This window comes from Marinobacter sp. R17 (genome assembly GCF_003789045.1).
Classification (GTDB): Bacteria; Pseudomonadota; Gammaproteobacteria; order Pseudomonadales; family Oleiphilaceae; genus Marinobacter_A; species Marinobacter_A mangrovi.
In genome coordinates this window covers 1-23,684 of sequence record NZ_RHGZ01000029.1, presented here as the reverse complement: position 1 = coordinate 23,684, position 23,684 = coordinate 1, and the positions used below count along the sequence as shown (strand labels likewise).

At 60.9% G+C, this 23,684-nt stretch carries 19 protein-coding genes and 1 tRNA gene; 19 read left to right on the top strand and 1 reads right to left on the bottom strand.

Going from position 1 to position 23,684, the window contains the following annotated elements; all coding sequences use genetic code 11:
- The first annotated feature begins 24 nt into the window (after nucleotides 1-24).
- The 5 genes from dnaJ to greA all read left to right on the top strand — a co-directional run bounded on the left by dnaJ (nucleotide 25) and on the right by greA (nucleotide 7,155).
- The gene (gene dnaJ, locus EB809_RS17510; RefSeq protein WP_123636138.1) at nucleotides 25-1,149 is read left to right on the top strand and encodes a molecular chaperone DnaJ; all 1,125 of its coding nucleotides are present in this window, start codon (nucleotides 25-27) and stop codon (nucleotides 1,147-1,149) included.
- Between the two features lie 11 nt (nucleotides 1,150-1,160).
- Complete coding sequence (dapB, locus tag EB809_RS17505; RefSeq protein ID WP_123636137.1) at nucleotides 1,161-1,964, top strand: 4-hydroxy-tetrahydrodipicolinate reductase; 804 nt, start codon at nucleotides 1,161-1,163, stop codon at nucleotides 1,962-1,964.
- 270 nt (nucleotides 1,965-2,234) lie between these two features.
- Complete coding sequence (gene carA / locus EB809_RS17500) at nucleotides 2,235-3,380, top strand: glutamine-hydrolyzing carbamoyl-phosphate synthase small subunit (protein WP_190294951.1); 1,146 nt, start codon at nucleotides 2,235-2,237, stop codon at nucleotides 3,378-3,380.
- 74 nt (nucleotides 3,381-3,454) lie between these two features.
- On the top strand, nucleotides 3,455-6,670 hold the full coding sequence (carB, locus tag EB809_RS17495) for a carbamoyl-phosphate synthase large subunit (RefSeq protein ID WP_123636135.1): 3,216 nt from the start codon (nucleotides 3,455-3,457) through the stop codon (nucleotides 6,668-6,670).
- 5 nt (nucleotides 6,671-6,675) lie between these two features.
- Nucleotides 6,676-7,155: a transcription elongation factor GreA gene (gene greA / locus EB809_RS17490; RefSeq protein ID WP_123636134.1), complete on the top strand. Its 480-nt coding sequence runs from the start codon at nucleotides 6,676-6,678 to the stop codon at nucleotides 7,153-7,155.
- A 73-nt stretch (nucleotides 7,156-7,228) separates the two neighbouring features.
- Here the strand turns inward: greA and yhbY are convergent, their stop codons facing one another.
- Nucleotides 7,229-7,540: a ribosome assembly RNA-binding protein YhbY gene (yhbY, locus tag EB809_RS17485; RefSeq protein WP_123636133.1), complete on the bottom strand. Its 312-nt coding sequence runs from the start codon at nucleotides 7,538-7,540 to the stop codon at nucleotides 7,229-7,231.
- A gap of 185 nt (nucleotides 7,541-7,725) precedes the next feature.
- Between yhbY and rlmE the strand changes: the two genes are divergently transcribed.
- The 14 genes from rlmE (at nucleotide 7,726) to pnp (ending at nucleotide 23,516) form a co-directional block, all read left to right on the top strand.
- Nucleotides 7,726-8,349, top strand: coding sequence for a 23S rRNA (uridine(2552)-2'-O)-methyltransferase RlmE (rlmE, locus tag EB809_RS17480; RefSeq protein WP_123636132.1), 624 nt, complete (start codon nucleotides 7,726-7,728; stop codon nucleotides 8,347-8,349).
- A gap of 186 nt (nucleotides 8,350-8,535) precedes the next feature.
- On the top strand, nucleotides 8,536-10,482 hold the full coding sequence (gene ftsH / locus EB809_RS17475) for an ATP-dependent zinc metalloprotease FtsH (protein WP_123636131.1): 1,947 nt from the start codon (nucleotides 8,536-8,538) through the stop codon (nucleotides 10,480-10,482).
- Between the two features lie 111 nt (nucleotides 10,483-10,593).
- Nucleotides 10,594-11,448 carry a dihydropteroate synthase gene (gene folP, locus EB809_RS17470; RefSeq protein WP_407944070.1) on the top strand — a complete coding sequence of 285 codons (855 nt, stop codon included), beginning with the start codon at nucleotides 10,594-10,596 and terminating at the stop codon, nucleotides 11,446-11,448.
- A complete protein-coding gene (gene glmM, locus EB809_RS17465; RefSeq protein ID WP_123636129.1) occupies nucleotides 11,445-12,791 on the top strand; it encodes a phosphoglucosamine mutase in 1,347 nt (448 codons plus the stop codon). The genes folP and glmM overlap by 4 nt, the downstream gene beginning before the upstream one ends.
- 82 nt (nucleotides 12,792-12,873) lie before the next feature.
- Nucleotides 12,874-13,620, top strand: a complete 747-nt coding sequence (tpiA, locus tag EB809_RS17460; RefSeq protein ID WP_123636128.1) for a triose-phosphate isomerase — start codon at nucleotides 12,874-12,876, stop codon at nucleotides 13,618-13,620.
- Nucleotides 13,621-13,631: 11 nt separating this feature from the next.
- Entirely contained in the window at nucleotides 13,632-14,069 is a 438-nt protein-coding gene (secG, locus tag EB809_RS17455) for a preprotein translocase subunit SecG (RefSeq protein ID WP_123636127.1), read from the top strand.
- 7 nt (nucleotides 14,070-14,076) lie between these two features.
- Nucleotides 14,077-14,161: transfer RNA gene (locus tag EB809_RS17450), tRNA-Leu, on the top strand.
- 357 nt (nucleotides 14,162-14,518) lie between these two features.
- Nucleotides 14,519-14,980, top strand: a complete 462-nt coding sequence (rimP, locus tag EB809_RS17445; RefSeq protein ID WP_123636126.1) for a ribosome maturation factor RimP — start codon at nucleotides 14,519-14,521, stop codon at nucleotides 14,978-14,980.
- 43 nt (nucleotides 14,981-15,023) lie between these two features.
- Nucleotides 15,024-16,517 carry a transcription termination factor NusA gene (nusA, locus tag EB809_RS17440; RefSeq protein WP_123636125.1) on the top strand — a complete coding sequence of 498 codons (1,494 nt, stop codon included), beginning with the start codon at nucleotides 15,024-15,026 and terminating at the stop codon, nucleotides 16,515-16,517.
- Nucleotides 16,518-16,536: 19 nt separating this feature from the next.
- Nucleotides 16,537-19,098, top strand: coding sequence for a translation initiation factor IF-2 (gene infB / locus EB809_RS17435; protein ID WP_123636124.1), 2,562 nt, complete (start codon nucleotides 16,537-16,539; stop codon nucleotides 19,096-19,098).
- A gap of 130 nt (nucleotides 19,099-19,228) precedes the next feature.
- Entirely contained in the window at nucleotides 19,229-19,642 is a 414-nt protein-coding gene (gene rbfA, locus EB809_RS17430) for a 30S ribosome-binding factor RbfA (protein WP_123636123.1), read from the top strand.
- Nucleotides 19,639-20,547 carry a tRNA pseudouridine(55) synthase TruB gene (gene truB, locus EB809_RS17425; protein ID WP_123636122.1) on the top strand — a complete coding sequence of 303 codons (909 nt, stop codon included), beginning with the start codon at nucleotides 19,639-19,641 and terminating at the stop codon, nucleotides 20,545-20,547. The genes rbfA and truB overlap by 4 nt, the downstream gene beginning before the upstream one ends.
- A gap of 84 nt (nucleotides 20,548-20,631) precedes the next feature.
- A complete protein-coding gene (gene rpsO / locus EB809_RS17420; RefSeq protein WP_123636121.1) occupies nucleotides 20,632-20,901 on the top strand; it encodes a 30S ribosomal protein S15 in 270 nt (89 codons plus the stop codon).
- A 500-nt stretch (nucleotides 20,902-21,401) separates the two neighbouring features.
- The gene (pnp, locus tag EB809_RS17415; protein WP_123636120.1) at nucleotides 21,402-23,516 is read left to right on the top strand and encodes a polyribonucleotide nucleotidyltransferase; all 2,115 of its coding nucleotides are present in this window, start codon (nucleotides 21,402-21,404) and stop codon (nucleotides 23,514-23,516) included.
- Nucleotides 23,517-23,684: the final 168 nt, after the last annotated feature.

Sequence of the window (23,684 nt, the reverse complement as noted above, 5' to 3'; positions counted from 1 at the left end):
GGGATCTGCAACGGGTATCAGAACATGGCCAAACGCGATTATTACGACATTCTCGGAGTCTCCCGGGATGCAGATGAGAAAGAGATAAAACGCGCGTATCGCAAGCTTGCAATGAAATACCATCCGGACCGGAATCCGGATGACGAAGAGGCCGAGAACAAATTCAAGGAAGCCAGTGAGGCCTACGAAATCCTGGCGGATTCGAGCAAGCGCAGCGCCTACGACCAGTTCGGCCACGCCGGCGTGGATGGTCAGGCCGGCGGTGGTGGCTTCGGTGGCGGCGGCGCCAGTTTCTCCGATATCTTCGGCGATGTCTTCGGGGACATCTTTGGTGGTGGTCGGGGTCGCAGCAACCGCGGTGCGGACCTGCGCTACACCCTGGAACTGGACCTTGAGCAGGCGGTCAAGGGCACCACGGTTCAGATCAAGGTGCCGGGGCATGTCGAGTGCGATACCTGTGACGGTTCCGGCGCGGCCAAGGGCAGTCAGCCGGAAACCTGTGGCACCTGTGGCGGTATCGGCCAGGTGCGGATGCAGCAGGGCTTTTTCGCCGTACAGCAGGCGTGCCCCACCTGTCGGGGTTCCGGCAAGGTCATCAAGAATCCGTGTAAGAAGTGTCACGGCGCCGGTCGGGTTGAGCAGGCCAAGACCCTGTCTGTGAAAGTGCCTCCGGGTGTCGATACCGGCGATCGTATCCGCCTCTCCGGCGAAGGCGAGATGGGTATGGATGGCGGTCCGGCGGGCGATCTTTACGTGCAGGTCGCTGTGCGTGAACACGCGATTTTCACCCGCGATGGGCGTAACCTGTACTGTGAAGTGCCCATCAGTATTGTCGATGCGACGCTGGGCGGCGAGCTGGAAGTGCCCACCCTGGATGGCCGCGTGAAGCTGAAGATCCCGGCGGAAACCCAGACGGGCAAGCTGTTCCGTCTGCGCAACAAGGGGGTGACCCCGGTGCGCGGTGGGCCGGCCGGTGACTTGCTGTGCCGGGTGGTTGTGGAAACGCCGATCAATCTGACCAATCGCCAGAAAGAGCTGATGGAAGAGTTTCAGCAGACGCTGGACGGTCAGAGCGCCTCCAGCCATGCACCGCGCAAGACCTCATGGTTTGAGGGCGTGAAAAGCTTCTTCGACGAAATGAAATTCTAAGGATTGAGGATATGAGGGTAGCAATCATGGGCGCCGCCGGGCGCATGGGCAAGACGCTGGTGGAGGCAATCGACGAGGCGGACGGTCTCGATCTGGGCGCCGCCATTGTCGAGCCGGGCAGCAGTCTGGTGGGCGCCGATGCTGGTGAGGTGGCTGGCATCGGTCGCAACCGAGTTACCCTCGTGGATAACCTGGCCGCGGTTGAGGACGCCTTCGACGTCCTCATCGATTTCACCTTCCCGGACCTGACGCTGGAGAATGCCCGCTTCTGCGGTCGTCACGGCAAGCGAATGGTGATCGGGACCACCGGCATGACCGAAGCGGAGAAAGTCGAGCTGCGGCAGGCTACCGAATCCGTGCCGGTTGTTTTCGCGCCCAATATGAGTGTCGGTGTCAACGTCGCGCTCAACCTGTTGCGCACCGCGGCCCAGGTGCTCGGTGATGACTACGATGTGGAAATCATCGAGGCGCACCACCGGCACAAGAAGGACTCGCCGTCCGGTACCGCCGTGCGTATGGGCGAGGTGGTTGCCGAGGCGCTGGGGCGTGATCTGAAAGAGTGTGCCGTCTACGGCCGTGAAGGCTTTGTCGGCGAGCGTCCGCGCAAGGAGATCGGCTTTGAGACCATCCGTGCCGGCGATGTGGTCGGGGATCATACGGTGTTGTTTGCCGGCATCGGCGAGCGTATCGAGATCACCCACAAGGCCAGCAGCCGGATGACCTTTGCCCGCGGCGCCGTGCGTGCGGCGCAGTGGTTGGCAGAGCGCCCGGCCGGTCTCTACGACATGCAGGACGTGCTCGACCTCAAAAGCTGAGCGGCTATTAGTCGTGGACAGTGATCGCCAAATTTTTTACAATAAGGCGGTTTAACTGCACCAAGCGTGGTTTTAAAAGCCGGGAAGGCGGCAGCCCTCCATCGGCAACGAAAAAAGCGGGACGGAGTCATAATCTCCCTCTCGCTTTTTTGCGACCTGAATTTGCGCTTGCGCTCCTGTTCGTGACGTTAGGGGCGGCCTCTTTAGCCCGGGCGAGAGAGCCGGTCCGTTTCGGAACCAACGATACGCCACTCGATGAGGATACAAGCCTTGAGTACACCAGCAATCCTTGCGCTCGCAGACGGAAGCCTGTTCAAAGGAATCGCCATCGGCGCAGACGGCGAAACCAGTGGCGAAGTCGTCTTCAACACCGCCATGACGGGCTACCAGGAAATCCTGACTGATCCGTCCTACACTCGCCAGATCGTCACCCTGACCTATCCCCATATCGGCAATACCGGCGTCAACGACGAAGACGTCGAGTCCTCCGGTATCCAGGCGGCCGGCCTGATCATCCGCGATCTGCCGCTGATGGCCAGCAGCTGGCGCCAGACCAAGACGCTTGACGCCTACCTGCGGGACAACAACGTGATCGGCATTGCCGATATCGATACCCGCCGCCTGACGCGCATCCTGCGGGACAAAGGTTCCCAGAACGGTGCGATAGTCGCTGGCGAGCATGCCACAGAAGAACGCGCTCTGGAACTGGCGAACGCCTTCCCGGGGCTCAAGGGTATGGATCTGGCCAAGGAAGTCGGCAGCAAGACGACCTACCAGTGGAGCCAGACAGAATGGTCCCTGGAGGGCGGTGGTTACGGAGAGCTGGAATCACCCAGGTACAAGGTGGTCGCCTACGATTACGGCATCAAGTACAACATCCTGCGCATGCTCGCCGCCCGCGGCTGCGACGTGACAGTTGTGCCGCCGCAGACGCCGGCATCCGAGGTGCTGGCGATGAATCCGGACGGCATCTTCCTGTCCAATGGCCCCGGCGATCCCGAGCCCTGCGATTACGCCATCAAGGCGATCAGCGAGATTCTTGAGACTGAGGTGCCGGTCTTCGGCATCTGTCTCGGCCACCAGCTGCTGGCCCTGGCCAGTGGCGCCAAGACCCTGAAGATGGGGCACGGCCACCACGGTGCCAACCACCCGGTGCAGAACCTGGAAGACGGTACTGTGATGATCACCAGTCAGAACCACGGTTTCGCGGTGGATGAGTCCACGCTGCCGGATAACCTGGAGATGACGCACAAATCCCTGTTCGACGGCACCCTGCAGGGTATCCGACGCACGGACCGCCCGGCCTACAGCTTCCAGGGGCACCCGGAAGCGAGCCCGGGACCGCATGACGTGGCGCCGCTGTTCGACACCTTTATTCGCCTGATGGACGAACGGGCCGGCTCGCAAGCCTCCTGAGGTGCGCCGCTGAACGCCGCGGTAAGCGGCCAATGCTGACGACTGACTCAAGCTGCTGACAGGTTTACTGAGAAATGCCAAAACGTACAGATATCAAGAGCATCCTGATCCTGGGTGCCGGCCCCATCGTCATCGGGCAGGCGTGTGAGTTCGATTATTCCGGGGCCCAGGCGTGTAAGGCGCTGCGCGAGGAGGGTTACCGGGTCATCCTGGTGAACTCCAACCCGGCGACCATCATGACCGACCCGGCGATGGCCGATGCCACCTACATCGAGCCGATTACCTGGAAGACGGTGTCCAAGATCATCGAGAAGGAGCGTCCGGACGCGCTGCTGCCCACCATGGGTGGCCAGACCGCGCTGAACTGCGCGCTGGATCTGGAAAAGCATGGCGTGCTGGCGGAGTTCGGTGTGGAAATGATCGGCGCCAACGCCGACACCATCGACAAGGCCGAGGATCGTGACCGTTTCGACCAGGCAATGAAGGCCATCGGCCTGGAGTGTCCGCGCGCATCCCTGGCACACTCCATGGAAGAAGCCCTGCAGGTGCTCGACAACATTGGCTTCCCCTGCATTATCCGCCCGTCCTTTACCATGGGCGGCTCTGGCGGCGGTATCGCGTATAACCGGGAAGAGTTCGAGGAGATCTGTGAGCGTGGCCTGGACCTGTCGCCCACCAACGAGCTGCTGATCGACGAGTCCCTGATCGGCTGGAAGGAATACGAGATGGAGGTCGTTCGGGACAAGAACGACAACTGCATCATCGTCTGCGCCATCGAGAACTTCGACGCCATGGGCGTGCACACGGGCGACTCCATTACCGTCGCCCCGGCCCAGACCCTGACCGACAAGGAATACCAGATCATGCGGAACGCCTCCCTGGCGGTCCTGCGTGAGATCGGTGTGGAAACCGGCGGTTCCAACGTCCAGTTCGGCATCAACCCGGACACCGGCCGCATGGTGGTGATCGAAATGAACCCGCGGGTGTCCCGCTCCTCGGCGCTGGCCTCCAAGGCTACCGGCTTCCCGATCGCCAAGGTCGCCGCCAAGCTGGCCGTGGGCTACACCCTCGACGAGCTGCAGAACGACATCACCGGCGGCGTGACCCCGGCCTCGTTCGAGCCGAGCATCGACTATGTGGTCACCAAGATCCCCCGGTTTACCTTCGAGAAATTCCCCCAGGCCGACGCCCGCCTGACCACCCAGATGAAGTCCGTGGGTGAGGTCATGGCCATCGGCCGGACCTTCCAGGAATCCGTGCAGAAAGCCCTGCGCGGCCTGGAAGTGGGCTCTGAAGGCTTCGAGGAGATGGTCGACGTCACCACCGAGGACGGTCGTGAGACGCTGATCCAGGAAATGAACGTACCCGGCGCCCAGCGCATCTGGTACATCGGCGACGCCTTCCGCGCCGGCATGACCGTGGACGAGATCTACCGCCACACCAAGGTGGATCCCTGGTACCTGATCCAGATCGAGGATCTGATCAAGGAAGAAGCCGCGCTGAAGACGGCCGGCAAGAGCGACATCGATCACGCGACCCTGTTCCGCCTGAAGCGCAAGGGCTTTTCGGACTCGCGGCTGGCCAAGCTGCTGAGCATTTCCGAGTCCAGCCTGCGCAAGCACCGCCACGACCTGGGCATCCGCCCGGTGTACAAGCGGGTCGACACCTGTGCGGCGGAATTCGCCTCCTCCACGGCCTACATGTACTCCACCTACGAGGAAGAGTGCGAAGCCGAGACCTCGGACCGCAAGAAGATTGTCGTCATCGGCGGCGGTCCCAACCGGATCGGCCAGGGCATCGAGTTTGACTACTGCTGTGTCCACGCCGCGTTCGCCATGCGCGAAGACGGTTACGAGACCATCATGATCAACTGCAACCCGGAAACGGTCTCCACCGACTACGACACCTCCGATCGTCTCTACTTCGAGCCGATTACCCTGGAGGACGTCCTGGAAATCGTAAACCTAGAGAAGCCGGCGGGCGTGATCGTCCAGTTCGGCGGCCAGACGCCGCTGAAGCTGGCCCGGGGGCTGGAAGCGGCCGGCGTGCCGATCATCGGCACCACGCCGGATGCGATCGACCGCGCGGAAGACCGTGAGCGCTTCCAGCAGATGATCAATCGCCTCAACCTGCGCCAGCCGCAGAACGCGACCGTGCGCAGTCATGAGGAAGGCGTGCTGGTGGCCCGCGAAATCGGCTACCCGCTGGTGGTGCGTCCGTCCTACGTCCTGGGCGGACGGGCCATGGAAATCGTCTATGACGAAGAAGAGCTGGTGCGCTACATGCGCAACGCCGTGCTGGTCTCCAACGACAGCCCGGTGCTGCTGGATCACTTCCTCAATGCCGCCATCGAGGTGGATATCGATGCGGTCAGCGACGGCAAGGACGTGGTGATCGGCGGCATCATGCAGCACATCGAACAGGCCGGCGTACACTCCGGTGACTCCGCCTGCTCGCTGCCGCCGTACACGCTGCCCAAGGCGGTGCAGGACGAAATGCGCGAGACCGTCAAGCGCATGGCGATCGAACTGGAAGTCGTCGGCCTGATGAACGTCCAGCTGGCCTGGCAGGACGACACGATCTACGTGATCGAAGTAAACCCGCGGGCCTCGCGCACCGTGCCGTTCGTGTCCAAGGCCATCGGCGTGTCCCTGGCCAAGGTCGCCGCGCGCTGCATGGCGGGCATCAGCCTGCAGGAGCAGGGCTTCACCGAAGAGGTGGTGCCCACGTACTATGCGGTGAAGGAGTCGGTGTTCCCGTTCAACAAGTTCCCGTCGGTGGATCCGATCCTGGGGCCGGAAATGAAGTCCACCGGTGAGGTGATGGGCCTGGGTGACAGTTTCGACGAGGCGTTTGCCAAGGCGTCACTGGCGTCAGGCACCCGTCTGCCGGACAAGGGCACGGCCTTCATCTCCGTACGCGATGTGGATAAGCCGGGTGCGATTACCGTCGCACGCGACCTGATTGACGCGGGATTCCGCCTGGTGGCCACCACGGGCACCGCCGCGGCCCTGAAGGACGCGGGAATCGAGGTCGAGCGCGTGAACAAGGTACGTGAAGGTCGGCCGCACATCGTGGACGATATCAAGAACGGTCAGATCCAGCTGATCATCAACACCACAGAAGGGCGCAAGGCGATCTCTGATTCAGCCCAGATCCGCCAGTCTGCGCTTCAGCACAAGGTGACCTACACAACCACGCTGGCAGGTGGCGAAGCCTTCTGCCGCGCCATTAAATTTGGACCGGAGCGGACAGTACGTCGGCTTCAGGACTTGCACGCAGGAATTTGAACGTTATGAACAATCGAGTGCCGATGACGGTGAGCGGTGAAGCGGCGCTTCGTGCCGAGCTGAAGAAGCTCAAAAGCGAAGATCGCCCCCGCGTTATCGAAGCCATTGCCGAGGCCCGTGAGCACGGTGACCTGAAGGAAAACGCGGAATACCATGCCGCGCGTGAGCAGCAGAGCTTCATCGAAGGCCGGATTCAGGAGATCGAATCCAAACTGTCTGCCGCCCAGATCATTGACGTTACCAAGATGGATAACACCGGTAAGGTGATCTTCGGTGTGACCGTCAAGCTGATCAACGTCGATACGGACGAGGAAGTCCAGTACCAGATCTGCGGCGAGGATGAGGCGGATATCAAGGCGGGCAAGCTGTCCGTTACGTCACCGATCGCCCGTGCCCTGATCGGCAAGAACGAAGGTGACGTGGTTGCCGTTCGTGTGCCTTCCGGCACCGTTGAGTATGAAATCGAGGCCGTTGAGCATCTTTGATCGCTGGCCTGAATGCAAAAAAGCCGGCGTCAGCCGGCTTTTTTGTGTCCCGAATCCCGAAAGGTCCTGGTGATCAATCCTTGTAGCGTTGAAGGTTCGACAGCTTGGGATTGGGTTTCTCAGCCCGACGCAGGATGACGGCGTTCTTGCCGATCATCTGCACCAGTTCCGCGCCGGCTTCCTGGCAGACCGCCTCAATCGCCGCCTGGCGCTCATCGCGATCCGGGCTGGCAATTTTCACCTTGATCAGCTCGTGATCATTCAGGGCGCGATCCAGCTCCTGTTGCAGGCCTTCGCTCAGCCCCTTGTCGCCGATAATCACGACCGGCTTCAGGTGATGGGCTATGGCGCGATAGGCGCGCCGTTGTTCGGGCGACAGGCTCATAATTCAGTCTCTTTATCAGTACGATTTAAAATGTCGGGCGGCAGTCACTGCGCCGATCCCGTATAATCGACGAATTGTAGCAGCACGCCTGCGGGCGGTGAATCGCTGTCACTACGTATTATTAGGCAGGGTAACTTCGGGCATTTTAGCGTTTCCGCCGCCCTGTCTGTTACTGGAGGTTCGATTTGGCGCGTTCCAAATCCAGCAAGCGCTGGTTGAAAGAGCATTTTGACGACGAATACGTCAAACGTTCGCAGGTCGACGGTTATCGTTCTCGGGCGAGCTACAAACTGATTGAACTGGACGATAAAGACCGTTTTTTCAAGCCAGGGCAAATGGTTGTGGACCTCGGTGCGGCGCCGGGCGGTTGGTCACAGGTGGCAATGGAACGCATCGGGCACAACGGTCGGGTCGTGGCCAGTGACATCCTGGACATGAATCCGATTGCCGGCGTGGACTTCCTGCAGGGGGATTTCACGGAGCAGTCCGTACTGGACGAATTGCTGGATTTACTGGGTGAGGCGCGTGCCGACGTTGTAATTTCGGATATGGCCCCCAATATGAGTGGTATGCCTGCCGTTGATATTCCCAAGGCGATGGATCTGGTGGAGCTGGCGCTGGATATGGCCAAGCAGGTCCTGAGGCCGGACGGCGTTTTTGTGGCAAAGGTATTCCAGGGCGAGGGCTTTGATTCCCTGCTCAAGGATATGAAAACGAATTTCAGGACCGTCGTGAGTCGCAAGCCGGGAGCTTCCCGGTCCCGTTCTCGCGAAGTCTATCAGGTGTGTCGCGGTTTTCGTGGCGCCTGAAACGCTCGCTAATAGGTTGCTGTCGGCGACAGGTCGTCTCCGGACACTGCGCCATTCCTAGTTAAGGGGCGTACAATTGATGTAAGGTTGAGGTAGAAGGGGTTGCCGGCTTGACATCCGGTTATCTTCTTGCGGGGCGGCCCCGGCGGTGGCCCTTACATTCACAGGTGATGATCCTTGAACGATATGGCTAAAAATCTGGTTCTCTGGCTGATCATAGCAGCCGTCCTGCTGATGGTTTTCCAAAACTTCTCTCCGACGACGAGTGGACAGCAGGTCAATTACTCCCAGTTCGTACAGATGGTGCAACAGGGACAAGTCAAGCAGGTGACGGTGGACGGCCTGGAGATCCAGGGTGTGCGTGAAGACAACACCCGTTTCCAGACGATTCGCCCGCAAGTGCCGGATAACAAGCTGATGGACGATCTGCTTGCCAACAATGTCGAGATTGTCGGTAAGGAGCCGGACCGTCAGAGCATCTGGACACAGTTACTGGTCGCTTCGTTCCCGATCCTGATCATCATCGCGCTGTTCGTGTTCTTTATGCGACAGATGCAGGGCGGTGGTGGCGGCAAAGGCCCCATGTCGTTCGGCAAGAGCAAGGCTCGCCTGATGAGCGAGGACCAGATCAAGACCACTTTCTCTGATGTCGCCGGCGTCGACGAGGCGAAGGAAGACGTCAAGGAGTTGGTGGACTTCCTGCGGGATCCGAGCAAGTTCCAGCGTCTGGGCGGTCGCATCCCGCGCGGCGTCCTGATGGTTGGCCCGCCGGGTACCGGTAAAACACTGTTGGCGAAGGCCATTGCCGGTGAAGCCAAGGTGCCGTTCTTCTCCATCTCCGGTTCCGATTTCGTGGAAATGTTCGTGGGCGTGGGCGCCTCCCGTGTCCGTGACATGTTCGAGCAGGCCAAGAAGCAGAGCCCCTGTATCATCTTCATCGATGAGATCGACGCGGTCGGTCGTCACCGGGGGGCTGGCCTGGGCGGTGGTCACGATGAGCGTGAGCAGACCCTGAACCAGCTTCTGGTTGAGATGGACGGTTTCGAAGGCAACGAAGGCGTGATCGTCATCGCCGCCACCAACCGTCCGGATGTCCTGGATCCGGCGCTGCTGCGCCCGGGCCGTTTCGATCGTCAGGTGGTGGTCAACCTGCCGGACATCATAGGTCGCGAACAGATCCTCAAGGTGCACCTGAAGAAGGTGCCGCTGGCCGACGGCGTCGATCCGAAAGTGATTGCCCGTGGTACGCCCGGTTTCTCCGGTGCGGATCTGGCCAACCTGGTGAACGAGGCGGCGCTGTTTGCGGCGCGCCGTAACCAGCGCCTGGTCTCCGGGGAGGAGCTGGAACTGGCGAAGGACAAGATCATGATGGGCGCCGAGCGCAAATCCATGGTCATGAACGAAAAAGAGAAGCTCAACACCGCGTATCACGAATCCGGTCACGCGATTGTCGGGCGTCTCGTGCCGGAACACGATCCGGTGTACAAGGTCAGTATCATTCCGCGCGGCCGGGCACTGGGTGTCACCATGTTCCTGCCGGAAGAGGATAAGTACAGCCACTCCAAGCGCTATCTGATCAGCTCGATCTGCAGCCTGTTCGGCGGCCGTATTGCCGAAGAGCTGACGCTGGGCTTCGAGGGTGTGACCACCGGTGCGTCCAATGACATCGAGCGTGCCACATCGCTGGCCCGCAACATGGTGACGCGCTGGGGGCTGTCCGAGAAGCTGGGTCCGCTGCAGTACGATACCGACAGTGAAGAGCCGTTCCTGGGTCGCTCTGCCGGTCAGAGCCACACGGTCTACTCGCCGGAAACGGCCCAGCGAATCGACGAGGAGGTGCGCTCCATCATCGACGACTGTTACGAGACGGCGCGCAACCTGCTGATCGAGAATCGCGACAAGCTGGAAATGATGGCCGACGCGCTGATGCGTTACGAGACCATCGATCGCTACCAGATCGACGACATCATGGCCGGCAAGACGCCGCGTCCGCCGCAGGGCTGGAATGGCCCGGGTGCTGGTGGCAATGCGCCGGACGATGAAGCGTCGCCGGCAGCGAGCCCGGCGTCCGGTAGCGGTGACTCCGGTCGTCGCCCCGGCGAAGGCATCGGTGGTCCCGCTGGGGAGCACTGACCAACGCTGTCGGGTTCGTCCCGAGCGATAGAAAGACCTTCAAGCGCCGTCCCGCGGGACGGCGTTTTTCATTGTGGGAAGCGTGTTTTTGGATCGCGCTTCGACGTACCAATCAACAAGAGGATGCTGCCGATGGAAATGAACTTTGCCGGACACAAGATCGACCTCGCCCATCCCCAGGTGATGGGCGTCGTTAATGTAACGCCGGATTCCTTTTCCGACGGCGGCCGTTTCAATCAGCTTGATACGGCGCTGGCACAGGCAGAAAAGCTGGTGCGGGAAGGCGCGGCGTTTATCGATATCGGCGGCGAGTCGACCCGGCCGGGCGCCGCGACGGTCAGCGTCGACGAGGAGCTGGATCGCGTCTGTCCGGTGGTCGAGGCGATCAGTCAGCGCCTCGACGTGGCCATTTCCGTGGACACCAGCACCCCTCAAGTGATTACCGAAAGCGCACGGTTGGGCGCTGGTCTGGTCAACGACATTCGGGCGCTCACCAAAGACGGTGCGATGCAGGCCGCAGCGGACGCCGGTATCCCCGTGTGCCTGATGCACATGCAGGGCGAGCCGGGCACCATGCAGCAGGCGCCGCATTACGACAACGTGGTGGCCGAGGTGTCACGATTCCTGATGGACCGGGTCGCTGTCGCCAGGGAGGCCGGCATCCCGGCAGAGCGGATTATCCTTGACCCCGGTTATGGCTTCGGCAAGAACCTGGAGCACAATCTGGTATTGCTGGAGGCGCTGGATCAGATGCATGCGCTGGGTTATCCGCTGCTGGTGGGGATGTCGCGCAAGACCATGCTGGGCCAGATTACAGGCCGGGATGTGGCAGACCGGTTGCCTGCGAGCCTCGCAGTCGCGACAATAGCCGCCATGAAGGGGGCCGCGATTATACGCGTGCACGATGTCAGGGAAACCGTGGATGCCGTTAAAGTGGTGTCCGCGCTGAAGGAAGCGACTGCATGAGCGAGCGCAAATATTTTGGAACCGATGGCATCCGTGGGCATGTGGGCACATCGCCCATCACGCCGGATTTCATGCTCAAGCTGGGCTGGGCCGCGGGCCAGGCTTTCAAGCAGGATGGCCAGCGCAACCGGGTGCTGATTGGCAAGGACACCCGCCTGTCCGGTTACATGTTCGAGTCGGCTCTGGAGGCGGGGCTGTCTGCCGCCGGTGTGGACGTGTCCCTGCTGGGGCCCATGCCGACGCCGGCGATCGCCTATCTGACCCGGACCTTCCGGGCCTCGGCGGGCATCGTCATCAGCGCGTCCCACAACCCGCACGAAGACAACGGCATCAAGTTCTTCTCGCCGCTGGGCACCAAACTGAACGACGCCGTGGAAGCGGAAATCGAATCCTGGCTGGATCGCGATATCGAGGTCTGTGCGCCGGGAGAATTGGGCAAGGCGTCGCGCATCGACGATGCGCCCGGACGTTACGTGGAATTCTGCAAGAGCACGGTGCCCAATGCCTTTACGCTGGAAGGCATGCACATCGTGCTGGATTGCGCCCATGGTGCGACCTACCACGTGGCGCCCAAGGTCTTTCGGGAGCTGGGGGCGAAGACCAGCGTCATCGGCAACAATCCGGACGGGCTCAATATCAACCTCAAGGTGGGGTCTACCCATCTCGATGCCTTGCGCGCTCGCGTACTGGAAGAGCAGGCCGATCTGGGGATCGCCTTTGATGGGGACGGCGACCGGGTCCTGATGATCGATCGCGATGGCTCGATGATCGATGGTGACGAACTGATGTTTATCATCGCGTCGCAGCGTCAGGTCGAGGGTCGACTCCAGGGGGGTGTGGTCGGTACTCTGATGACGAACCTCGGAGTGGAACTGGCGCTGAAAGAGCGGGGTATTCCGTTCGAGCGTGCCCAGGTGGGCGATCGCTACGTGATGGAAAGACTGGTGGCCAATGATTGGCAGATCGGCGGCGAAGGCTCTGGTCACCTGGTGGTCCGTGATTGTACGAGCACCGGCGACGGGATTGTCTCGGCCTTGCAGGTCCTGCTGGCCGCCTGGCGTTCCGGAGAGACGATTTCGGCGCTGCGACAGGGGATGAGCCGTCTTCCGCAGGTGCTGATCAATGTGCGTGTGGACGAACGGTTTGACCCGCTGACCCGGCCGGACATCGCGGAAGCGGTGAAGGCGGCCGAGGCCTCCATGGGGGCGACCGGACGCGTATTGCTGCGGGCCTCCGGAACCGAGCCGTTGATCCGGGTCATGACCGAAGGCCAGGATGAATCCGAAATGCGGCAGTGGGCTGAAAAACTGGCAGGCGTGGTGAAATCCTCCCCATCCGTCTGAAAATTATCCGGGGGTGTGCCATCGGTTGTGTCCGTTGACGGACTGCTGTATAGTGCGCCCTCCCTTGAAATGAGGGTTGTTGATGCGACGCAGGATTGTAGCAGCCAACTGGAAAATGAACGGCTCCCAGGAGCTGGCCAAGTCACTGGTTGGCGACGTGCGCAAAGGCATTGCCGCGCTTGATAATGAAGCGGAGGTTGTTATCATTCCTCCCGCTCTCTATGTCGCAAGCGTTCAGCAGCTTCTCGATGGGGTTGCCCAGGTTGGCGTGCAGAACATCGCCGCCTGGGAATTCGGCGCTTATACCGGCGAAATTTCCGGGAAAATGGCTGCGGATGTCGGTTGCGGTTACGCCGTCGTCGGTCATTCAGAGCGTCGGCAGCTCTTCGGTGAATCCGATGCGGTTATTGCCGAAAAGGTCGGTCAGGGTATTGCGGCCGGCGTGCAGATTATCCTTTGTGTTGGTGAAACGCTGACGCAAAGAGAAGCGGGGCTGGCGGTTGAAGTGGTCAGTGCCCAACTTCGGGAAGCGCTCAAAGACGTTTCCGGAGAACAGTGGAAGCAGGTTGTTGTGGCCTATGAGCCGGTCTGGGCGATCGGAACGGGCAAGACAGCAACGTCGGAAGACGCCCAGGCCGTGCATCAGGCCATGCGCTCGCAGCTGAGCGAGATGGGGGCTCCGGCACAGGACATGACGCTGTTGTACGGTGGTAGCGTTAAGCCGGACAACGCCAAAGAATTGTTTGCTCAGCCCGATATAGACGGCGGCTTGATTGGCGGTGCTTCTTTGAAGGCATCGGATTTCCTCGCCATCTGCAAGGCGATTTAAGAGAGTTTGATATGGATTGGATTGAAACACTGGTTGTCGTAGCGCACGTCGTGATTGCGGTGGCGCTGGTGGGCCTGGTCCTGATCCAGCAGGGCAAGGGCGCCGATGCCGGTGCAGCCTTTGGTGGTGGCGCCTCCCAGACCGTGTTTGGTAGCCAGGGTAGCGGCAGCTTCCTGACGCGCGTGACCACCTTTCTGGCGATCCTGTTCTTTGTGACGAGTTTTACGCTGGCTGTGTTTGCCAAGCAGCGCGCCGAAGTGGCGGGCGAGGCAGGCATCCCGACAGTTCAGCAGGCGCCGGCCGCGGCGCAGGAAAAACAGGCAGCCGACGAGCAGAACGACGCTCCGGCGGCCAAGGGCGACGAAGCGTCTGATGCGTCAGGCAGCGCTGCCCAGAGTGAAGGTTCTGAAGCCGGCAGCGGTGATTCCTCGCTGCCCGAGCTTGAGTAAGGTTGTTGCCGAAGTGGTGGAACTGGTAGACACGCTATCTTGAGGGGGTAGTGGCGTAAGCCGTGCCGGTTCGAGTCCGGCCTTCGGCACCATTATTAGAAACGGCTTGGAATACCAAGCCGTTTTTTTTGGTCAGTCCTTGACCAGTGTTGTCGGCGTCCTTATACTCCGGCGATTATTGCAGTGGGTATCGGCTGCGTCCGGTCCCGCTCAGGCAGGCCAGGTGTCTGTCGGCAGAGAAGCGTAATGTTGATGTTCTCTGGCACGTAACGACTTCAGGAGGCCCCGCGTTATCTGGGGCCTTTTGGTTCAGGGGCCTGGCGCATGGGCCCGATTGTACGAAAAAGGGCTGATTAACAGGCCCTTTTTTTGTTTGTGCGACATGTAAAGGCGGCATTGAAAACGGCTTGACCGCTCAATATCGCCCGAATAGTGGAGATGACAGCAACTTGTCAGCCAAGGTAAAGCAACTCGAAGACATCCTGGTGCCGGTCATTGAAGGACTGGGATATAACTGCTGGGGGATTGAATTTCGGTCTCAGGGCCACAAGTCAATGCTCCGGATCTTTATTGATGATGCCGAAAACGGCATCAGCGTCGAGGACTGTGAAACGGTCAGTCGGCAGGTCAGCGGTGTGCTGGATGTCGAGGATCCGATCCAGACCGAGTACACCCTCGAAGTTTCCTCGCCCGGTATGGACCGGCCGCTGTTCCGACTGGAGCAGTATGCGGCCTGGGCCGGGCACATGGTCAAAATCCGCCTGCGTATGGCGTTCGAAGGACGTCGCAAATTCGAAGGGCTCCTCAAAGGTGTTGAAGGAAGCGATGTCGTCGTGATTGTCGACGAGCATGAGTATCTGCTTCCCGTCGACAGTATCGAGAAAGCCCACATCGTTCCGGTTTTTGAGTGATTCGTTTGACTGCAAGTCTAAGGGTTAAGGGCAGGGCAATCTGATGAGTAAAGAGATCTTGCTGGTAGTTGAAGCCGTCTCCAACGAGAAGGGAGTGGAAAAAGAGGTCATTTTCGAGGCCATCGAACTTGCCCTGGCGACAGCAGCCAAGAAACGTTACGAAGACGAGGAAGCGGATATCCGCGTCCAGATCGACCGCAAAACCGGCGACTACGAAACCTTCCGTCGCTGGCTGGTGGTGGACAACGAAGCCGTGCCGGCGCTCGGTACCGAGCTGACCATGCAGGAAGCCGAGGAGATTGACGACAAGCTCCAGCCGGGCGACATGCATGAAGAGAAGGTGGAATCGGTGGCCTTTGGTCGCATTGGTGCCCAGGCGGCCAAACAGATCATCTTCCAGAAGGTCCGTGAAGCCGAGCGCACCAAGATCGTCGACAGCTACCGCGACCGGGTCGGTGAACTGGTATCCGGTACCGTCAAGAAGGTCACCCGCGACAATGTGATCGTCGATCTCGGTGCCAATGCCGAGGCGTTGCTGCCCCGCGACCAGCTGATCCCGCGCGAGACGTTCCGCATGGGCGACCGGGTTCGGGCGCTTCTGTTGGAAATCCGCACCGATCATCGCGGGCCGCAGCTGATCCTCAGCCGTACCAACCCGGCCATGCTGATCGAGCTGTTCCGTATCGAGGTGCCGGAGATCGCCGAAGACCTGATCGAAATCCGCGGTGCCGCGCGCGATCCGGGCTCCCGGGCCAAGATCGCCGTTAAGACCAACGACCGTCGTATCGATCCGGTGGGTGCCTGTGTCGGTATGCGCGGTTCGCGCGTGCAGGCGGTATCCAACGAACTGGGCGGTGAGCGAGTGGACATCGTCCTGTGGGACGACAACCCGGCGCAGCTGGTGATCAACGCCATGGCGCCCGCGGAAGTGGCCTCCATCGTGATGGACGAAGATCGCCAGACCATGGAAGTGGCCGTCGCCGAGGACAACCTGGCCCAGGCCATCGGCCGTAATGGCCAGAACGTACGGCTGGCCAGTGAGCTGACCGGCTGGACACTCAATGTCATGACCGAGGAAGAGGCCGGTGAACGTCAGGAGCAGGAATTCAACCGTCTGCTGAATCACTTCACCGATAACCTCGATGTCGATGAGGAGCTGGCCGGCGTCCTGATCGAAGAAGGCTTCACCACGCTGGAAGAAGTCGCATACGTGCCCATGGATGAGATGCTGGCCATCGAAGGTTTCGATGAAGACACCGTGACCGAACTGCGTCGTCGCGCCAAGGATCGCCTGCTGAACCAGGCCCTGGCCAGCGAAGAGGCCCTGGAGGGCAATGAGCCTGCCCAGGACCTGCTGGACATGGAAGGCATGGATCGCGCGCTGGCTTTCAAGCTGGCCGGCATGGGAGTGCGGACCATGGATGACCTGGCAGAGCAGTCTGTCGACGATCTCATGGACATCGAAGATATGGATGAAGAGCGCGCGGGCCAGTTGATCATGACCGCACGTGCGCCCTGGTTCCAGGACCAGGAATAATCGGGAGAGGAGGACCAGTATGGCTGAAGTAACTGTAAAACAGCTGGCCGATGATGTAGGCGCTCCCGTGGATCGCTTGCTGCGCCAGATCGTAGAGGCTGGCCTGAAAGCCCGTTCTGAGAATGATGCCGTCAGCAGTGACGAAAAGCAGCAACTGCTGGCATTCCTGCGCAAGAATCACGGCGAAGCCGATGCCGAACCGCGCAAGATCACGCTCAAGCGTAAGACCACGACCACCCTGAAAGCCGGAAGCGGCGCAGGGCGTGCCAAGACAGTGAACGTGGAAGTCCGCAAGAAGCGGACCTACATCAAGCGCGAAACGCCGCAAGCGGAGCAGGAAGAGGCTCCGGTTGAATCCGCGCCAGTCGAACAGCCGGTCGCCGAAGCGCCGTCCGCGCCTGAAGCCACTCCGGCGAAGCCGGCGGAAGAGGCCGCTCCGGCTGCTGAAGAGGCCGCCAAGCCGAAGCAGGGTGCCGAACAGGCACCCGCGGCCGAAGAGCCGGTCACGCCGGAGCCGGAAGCCCCGGACGAGGAGCCGGTGGCTGCCGAGCCGGCGGACGAGGTGCCCATGCCGGCGCCAGACGCCGACAATGGCAAAGACCGCAAGGCCAAGAAGAAGAAGGAAAAGACGCGCGAGCGTGCCGACGATGCCGAGGACGGCAAGCCGAAGAAGAAGTCCGCGGGTCACCGTGGACCCCGCAATCGTCCTGTAGAGCCCGTTACCCTGAGTGACGACGAGGACGATACCACTCTGCGCAAGCCGCTGCGGGCGAAGAAAAAGCCCAAGCAGAAGCGGCATGGATTTGAGAAGCCGACCAAGCCAATGGTGCGTGAAGTCGAAATTCCGGAAACCATCACGGTGGGCGATCTGGCCCAGCGGATGGCCGTCAAGTCCGCTGACGTCATCAAGACCCTGATGGGTATGGGCGTTATGGCAACGATCAACCAGGCCCTGGATCAGGAAACCGCCGTACTGGTGACTGAAGAGCTGGGCCACAAACCCAAGACCGTCAGCGAAGACGCCTTCGAAGAGGAAGTGCTCAGCGAGATTTCCTTCGAGGGTGAAAAGGTCAAGCGCGCGCCCGTTATCAGTGTCATGGGCCACGTCGACCACGGCAAGACCTCGCTGCTGGACCACATTCGCCGTACCAAGGTTGCGGCCGGCGAATCCGGTGGTATTACCCAGCACATCGGGGCTTACCACGTCGAGACCGGCCAGGGCATGATCACCTTCCTGGATACCCCGGGCCACGCGGCGTTTACTGCCATGCGGGCACGCGGTGCCCAGAGTACGGATATCGTTATCCTGGTGGTCGCGGCCGACGACGGCGTTATGCCGCAAACCAAGGAAGCGGTCGATCACGCCCGTTCAGCCGGCGTACCGCTGGTCGTGGCCATCAACAAGATGGACAAGGAACAGGCGGATCCGGATCGCATCAAGACCGAACTGGCGGGTATGGACGTGATCCCGGAAGACTGGGGCGGTGATGTCCAGTTCGTGCCGGTCTCGGCGCATTCCGGCCAGGGCATCGACGACCTGCTGGAAGCGGTTCTGCTCCAGTCTGAAATCCTGGAACTGGAAGCCGTGCCAACAGCACCGGGTGCCGGTGTGGTGGTGGAATCCAGCCTGGAGAAAGGTCGTGGTTCCGTGGCGACTATCCTGGTTCAGAACGGTACCGTTCGTCAGGGCGACATGGTCGTGGCCGGCGCCTACTTCGGTAAGGTCCGGGCGATGATGAACGAAGCCGGTGATCAGGTGAAGGAAGCCGGACCGTCGATCCCGGTGGAAATCCTGGGTCTGAACGGCACACCGGACGCCGGCGACGAATTCTTCGTCGTGGCGGACGAGCGTAAGGCCAAAGAACTGGCCGAGTTCCGTCAGAAGCGCGAACGCGAACAGCGTCTGCAGCGCCAGCAGGCGGCGAAGCTGGAGAACCTGTTCGAGAACATGGGCAAAGACGAGGTCAAAACCCTCAATGTCGTGCTCAAGACCGACGTTCGGGGTTCCCTGGAAGCCATCACCAAGGCGCTGCTGGACATCGGCAACGAGGAAGTCCAGGTCAAGATCGTGTCCTCCGGTGTCGGTGGTATCGCCGAAACCGACGTCAGCCTGGCGCTGGCAACCGGCTCGGTCCTGTTTGGCTTCAACGTGCGTGCGGATGCTTCCGCCAAGCGTCTGGTCGAGCAGGAAGGTGTGGACCTGCGTTACTACAGCATCATCTACAACATGATCGATGATGTCCGCGCGGCCCTGACCGGCATGCTGGCACCGGAGTTCCGCGAAGACATCGTGGGCATCGCCGATGTGCGCGACGTGTTCCGTTCGCCGAAGTTCGGCCAGGTGGCTGGCTGTATGGTGACCGAGGGTACGGTCTACCGGAACAAGCCGATCCGCGTCCTGCGGGATAACGTGGTCATCTTCGAGGGTGAGCTCGAGTCCCTGCGCCGCTTCAAGGACGACGTCCAGGAAGTCAAGAAGGGCATCGAGTGCGGTATCGGTGTTAAGGGCTATGACGTGAAGGTCGGCGACCAGATCGAGGTGTTTGACCGAGTGAAGGTCGAGCGCAAGCTGGAAAGCTGATTCCGGCTCAAGCTCACGACCCAAGCAGACTGGCGCCCCGGACTCCCGGGGCGCCGTGCATTCAGAGGGGCCATTAAATGGCCCCGACAGGAGGCGTGTTGAAACGCCTCGCAAATGACAGGGCGTAACAATGCCAAAAGAGTTCAGTCGTGTTGAGCGGGTTGCGGACCAGATCCAGAAGGAGCTGGCCGTGATGGTCCAGCGCGAGATCAAGGATCCGCGTCTGGGTATGGTCACCGTCAATGCGGTCAAGGTCAGTCGCGATCTGGGGTATGCCGATGTCTACGTGTCGCTGCTGACCACCGAGGAGCTGACCGAGCAGGATCCCGCCGTCCAGGATTCCCTGGGCGTGCTGCGTAAAGCGGCCGGTTTCCTGCGCAGCCAGTTGGGGCGCGCCATGAAGCTGCGGGTGATTCCCCAGCTGCGTTTCCATTTCGACACCCTGGGTGGCCAGAGTCGCCGTATCGACAGCCTGATCGACCAGGCGGTGGGCAAGAAGCCGGCCGTCGATGGATCGGATGACGGCGGGGAGCGCGAGGATTGAGTCGGCGTCGACGTGGCCGTGACGTTAACGGCATCCTGGTGATCGACAAACCCCAGGGGGTCACGTCGAACGCGGTGCTACAGCAGGTCAAGCGCCTGTACGGTGCTGCCAAGGCCGGTCACACCGGCAGTCTTGATCCGCTGGCGACCGGTGTCCTGCCCCTGTGCTTCGGCGAGGCCACCAAGTTCTCCCAGCTGATGCTCGACAGCGACAAGTCGTATGTGGCCCGGGGCCGTCTGGGTATCGTGACCGACAGCGGTGACAGTGACGGCAACGTCATGGCGGAAAAGCCATTGCCGGAAGGCTTGGATCAGGCGGCCCTCGAAGCCGTGTTGCCACGGTTCCGTGGCGATATTGAGCAGGTTCCGTCCATGTACTCGGCGCTCAAGCACAAGGGGCGCCCGCTGTATGAGTACGCCCGCGAAGGCATCGAGATCGAACGTCCGGCCCGCCCGGTCACCATCCATGAGTTGACGCTGCTCGCTTTCGATGGCGAGAATTTCGACATTGCCGTCACCTGCAGCAAAGGCACCTACATCCGCTCGCTGGTGGAAGACATCGGCGAGGCGTTGGGCTGTGGCGCCCACGTCACGCAGTTGCGCCGGACGAAGGCGGCCGGGTTCGACCTGGACCAGGCCCTGGATGTGGCCGAACTGGAAGCACGCCGGGAGGCCGGGGAATCTCTGGACCCGCTGCTGGTGCCGGTCGATGCGGCGCTTACGGAATTTCCGAAAATTCTGCTGCAGGACGCACAGATTGTATCGATATTGAACGGACAACCCGTTAAAATGACGGGTCATCCGCCCGGGTGGGTGCGTCTCTACGGAGGCGACCAGTTCCTTGGGTTGGGTGAGCAGTTACCGGACGATCGGGTTGCACCCCGGCGTCTGGTAAAGCAGGCCTGAACACTCCGGTGTCAGGCTCTAGCCGGGCTGTAGAGATGCGCGGTCCGGCCGAATTCAATGGCATCGCAAATAGTGAGGTGAGTTATGGCACTGTCTGCCGCAGAGAAGTCACAGATCGTCAACGATTTTCAGCAAGGTGAAGGTGATACCGGTTCTCCTGAAGTTCAGGTTGCACTGCTGAGCGCCAACATCGACAAGCTGCAGAATCACTTCAAGACCAACAAGCAGGATCACCATTCCCGCCGCGGTCTGATTCGGATGGTTAACCAGCGTCGTAAGCTGCTGGACTACCTGAAGAAGAAAAACGCCGATCGTTACCTGGACCTGATCCAGCGTCTTGGTCTGCGTCGTTGATCGACGATCACGTCGTGCTCTGAACCGGTATCGCAGTCCCGTTTTCGGTCGTCAGCCGTATCGATGGCCGAAGCAGGGCGGGTACCGGATCTGCCGGGAGGGTTCAGGCTCTCCGGGCAGGATCTCTCGCCCGTCTACACTGTCTCAACAGTGTGCCGGATGTCCGTCTCGACACAACGAGGGGATGACCGGAACAATGCCGACGCTGTCGGCCTGAAAGACTCACGGGAACGACCGGTGTCGTCGAGTGGGTTGTCAGGTCTGTCAGTCCTGCCGGCACATATGAACCACAACAGGATGCCAGAGCTTTACCGACAAACCGGTCGGTGATGAAAGCCCGAACAATAGCAGGTTGTTGAAAGTCGCCCCTGCCGCCCGGTGACGCCTTTCAACAGCCTGTTAGCTTTCAGTCCGGTAAGTCCAGAGTTTCGGTCCTGTGGTGGAGATCACAGGGGTTCCCGCAGGGAACCGGAATATGCCAAGAAGAGTAAGGAGTTACCGTGAATCCGGTAAAGAAATCATTTGAACTGGGCGGCAAGACGGTCACGCTTGAAACCGGCCGCATCGCACGTCAGGCCACCGGCTCCGTCCTGGTGACCATCGACGACATCTCCGTACTGGGTACCGTGGTTGCCGCGAAAGAAGCGAAGCCGGGCCAGCCTTTCTTCCCGCTGACCGTGAACTACTTCGAGAAGACCTACGCAGTCGGTAAGATTCCGGGTGGTTTCTTCAAGCGCGAAGGCCGTCCGTCCGAGAAGGAAACGCTGACCTCGCGTCTGATCGACCGTCCGATCCGCCCGCTGTTCCCGAACGGTTTCATGAACGAAGTGCAGGTTATCTGTACCGTCATGTCCTCCAGCAAGAACCAGGATCCGGATATCGCCGGCATGCTGGCGGCCTCTGCGGCGCTGGCCCTGTCCGGCGTGCCGTTTGACGGCCCGGTTGGTGCGTCCCGCGTGGGCTACACCGACGAAGACGGTTACTTCCTGAACCCGACCTTCGAACAGCTGGAAAACTCCAGGCTGGACATGGTTGTGGCGGGTACCGAAGACGCCGTCCTGATGGTGGAATCCGAAGCCCAGGGCCTGACCGAAGACCAGATGCTGGGTGCGGTCCTGTTCGCTCACCAGGAAATGCAGACCGCCGTGACGGCCATCCGCGAGCTGGCCGCTGAAGCCGGTCATCCGCGCTGGGACTGGCAGCCGGTTGCGGTGAACAGCCAACTGGCCGAAGCCCTGAAAGGCGAGTTCTCCGACGCCATCACCGAAGCCTACGGCATCCGCGACAAGATGGAACGCTACACCCGTCTGGGCGAGATCCGTACCCAGGCCATCGAGAAACTGGCGGGTGACGAAGACGGTCAGCCTGACGAAGCGGAAGTGAAGTCTTACTTCGGCAAGCTGGAGAAGTCCATCGTTCGTCGCCAGGTGATCGAAGGCAAACCGCGGATCGACGGTCGTGACAACAAGACTGTCCGTCCGATCGAAATCGAAGTGGGCGTTCTGCCGAGCACCCACGGTTCTGCGCTGTTCACCCGTGGCGAGACCCAGGCCATCGTGACCACCACGCTGGGTACCGCCCGTGACATGCAGATCATCGACGCGCTGGAAGGTGAGAAAAAGGATCCGTTCCTGTTCCACTACAACTTCCCTCCTTACAGCGTTGGTGAGACCGGTCGCGTTGGCGCGCCGGGCCGTCGTGAAATCGGTCACGGCCGTCTGGCCAAGCGCGGTGTTGCGGCGGTCATGCCGACCATCGAAGAATTCCCGTACACCATCCGTGCGGTATCCGAGATCACCGAATCCAACGGTTCCAGCTCCATGGCCTCTGTCTGTGGTTCCAGCCTGGCGCTGATGGACGCCGGTGTGCCGATCAAGGCACCGGTGGCCGGTATTGCCATGGGTCTGGTCAAGGAAGGTGACCAGTTCGCCGTCCTGACCGACATCCTGGGTGACGAGGATCACCTGGGCGACATGGACTTCAAGGTGGCCGGTACCGCTGAAGGCGTCACGGCGCTGCAGATGGACATCAAGATCAACGGCATCACCGAAGAGATCATGGAAATCGCCCTGCAGCAGGCCTACGCGGCACGTCAGCACATCCTGGGTGAAATGGCCAAGGTCATCTCCGAGCCGCGCTCGACCCTGTCTGACCGCGCGCCGAGCATCACCAGCATGAAGATCCATCCGGACAAGATCCGCGACGTGATCGGTAAGGGTGGCTCCGTGATCCGTTCGATCTGCGACGAAACCGGCGCGTCCATCGACCTGGACGACGACGGCAACGTCAAGATCTACGCCGACAACCAGGCCGCGGCCCAGGCGGCCCAGAAGCGCGTGATGGAAATCACCGCGGAAATCGAAGTGGGTGCCATCTACAAGGGCACCGTGGCGCGGATCGTCGACTTTGGCGCCTTCGTCAACATCCTGCCGGGCAAAGACGGTCTGGTGCACATCTCCCAGATCGCCGAGCGTCGCATCGAGAACGTCACTGACGAGCTCAGCGAAGGTCAGGAAGTTCTGGTCAAGGTGCTGGATGTGGACAACCGCGGTCGCGTGAAGCTGTCCATGAAGGAAGTGAAGGAAGGCGAGCAGCCGACCGATTTCGGCGCCTGATTTCAGGTTCCGGAAGTGAAAAAGCCGCCCCTCGGGGCGGCTTTTTTGTGCGCCCGGCACGGGCGCACTCCTGGAGGTGCAAGTCCTCCCGTGAGCTGGCCACAGCGAGCGAAGTGAAGCGCAACTGCGGAAGGGCGACCGACCGTGGGGAGGAAGCGTGGAGCGTAA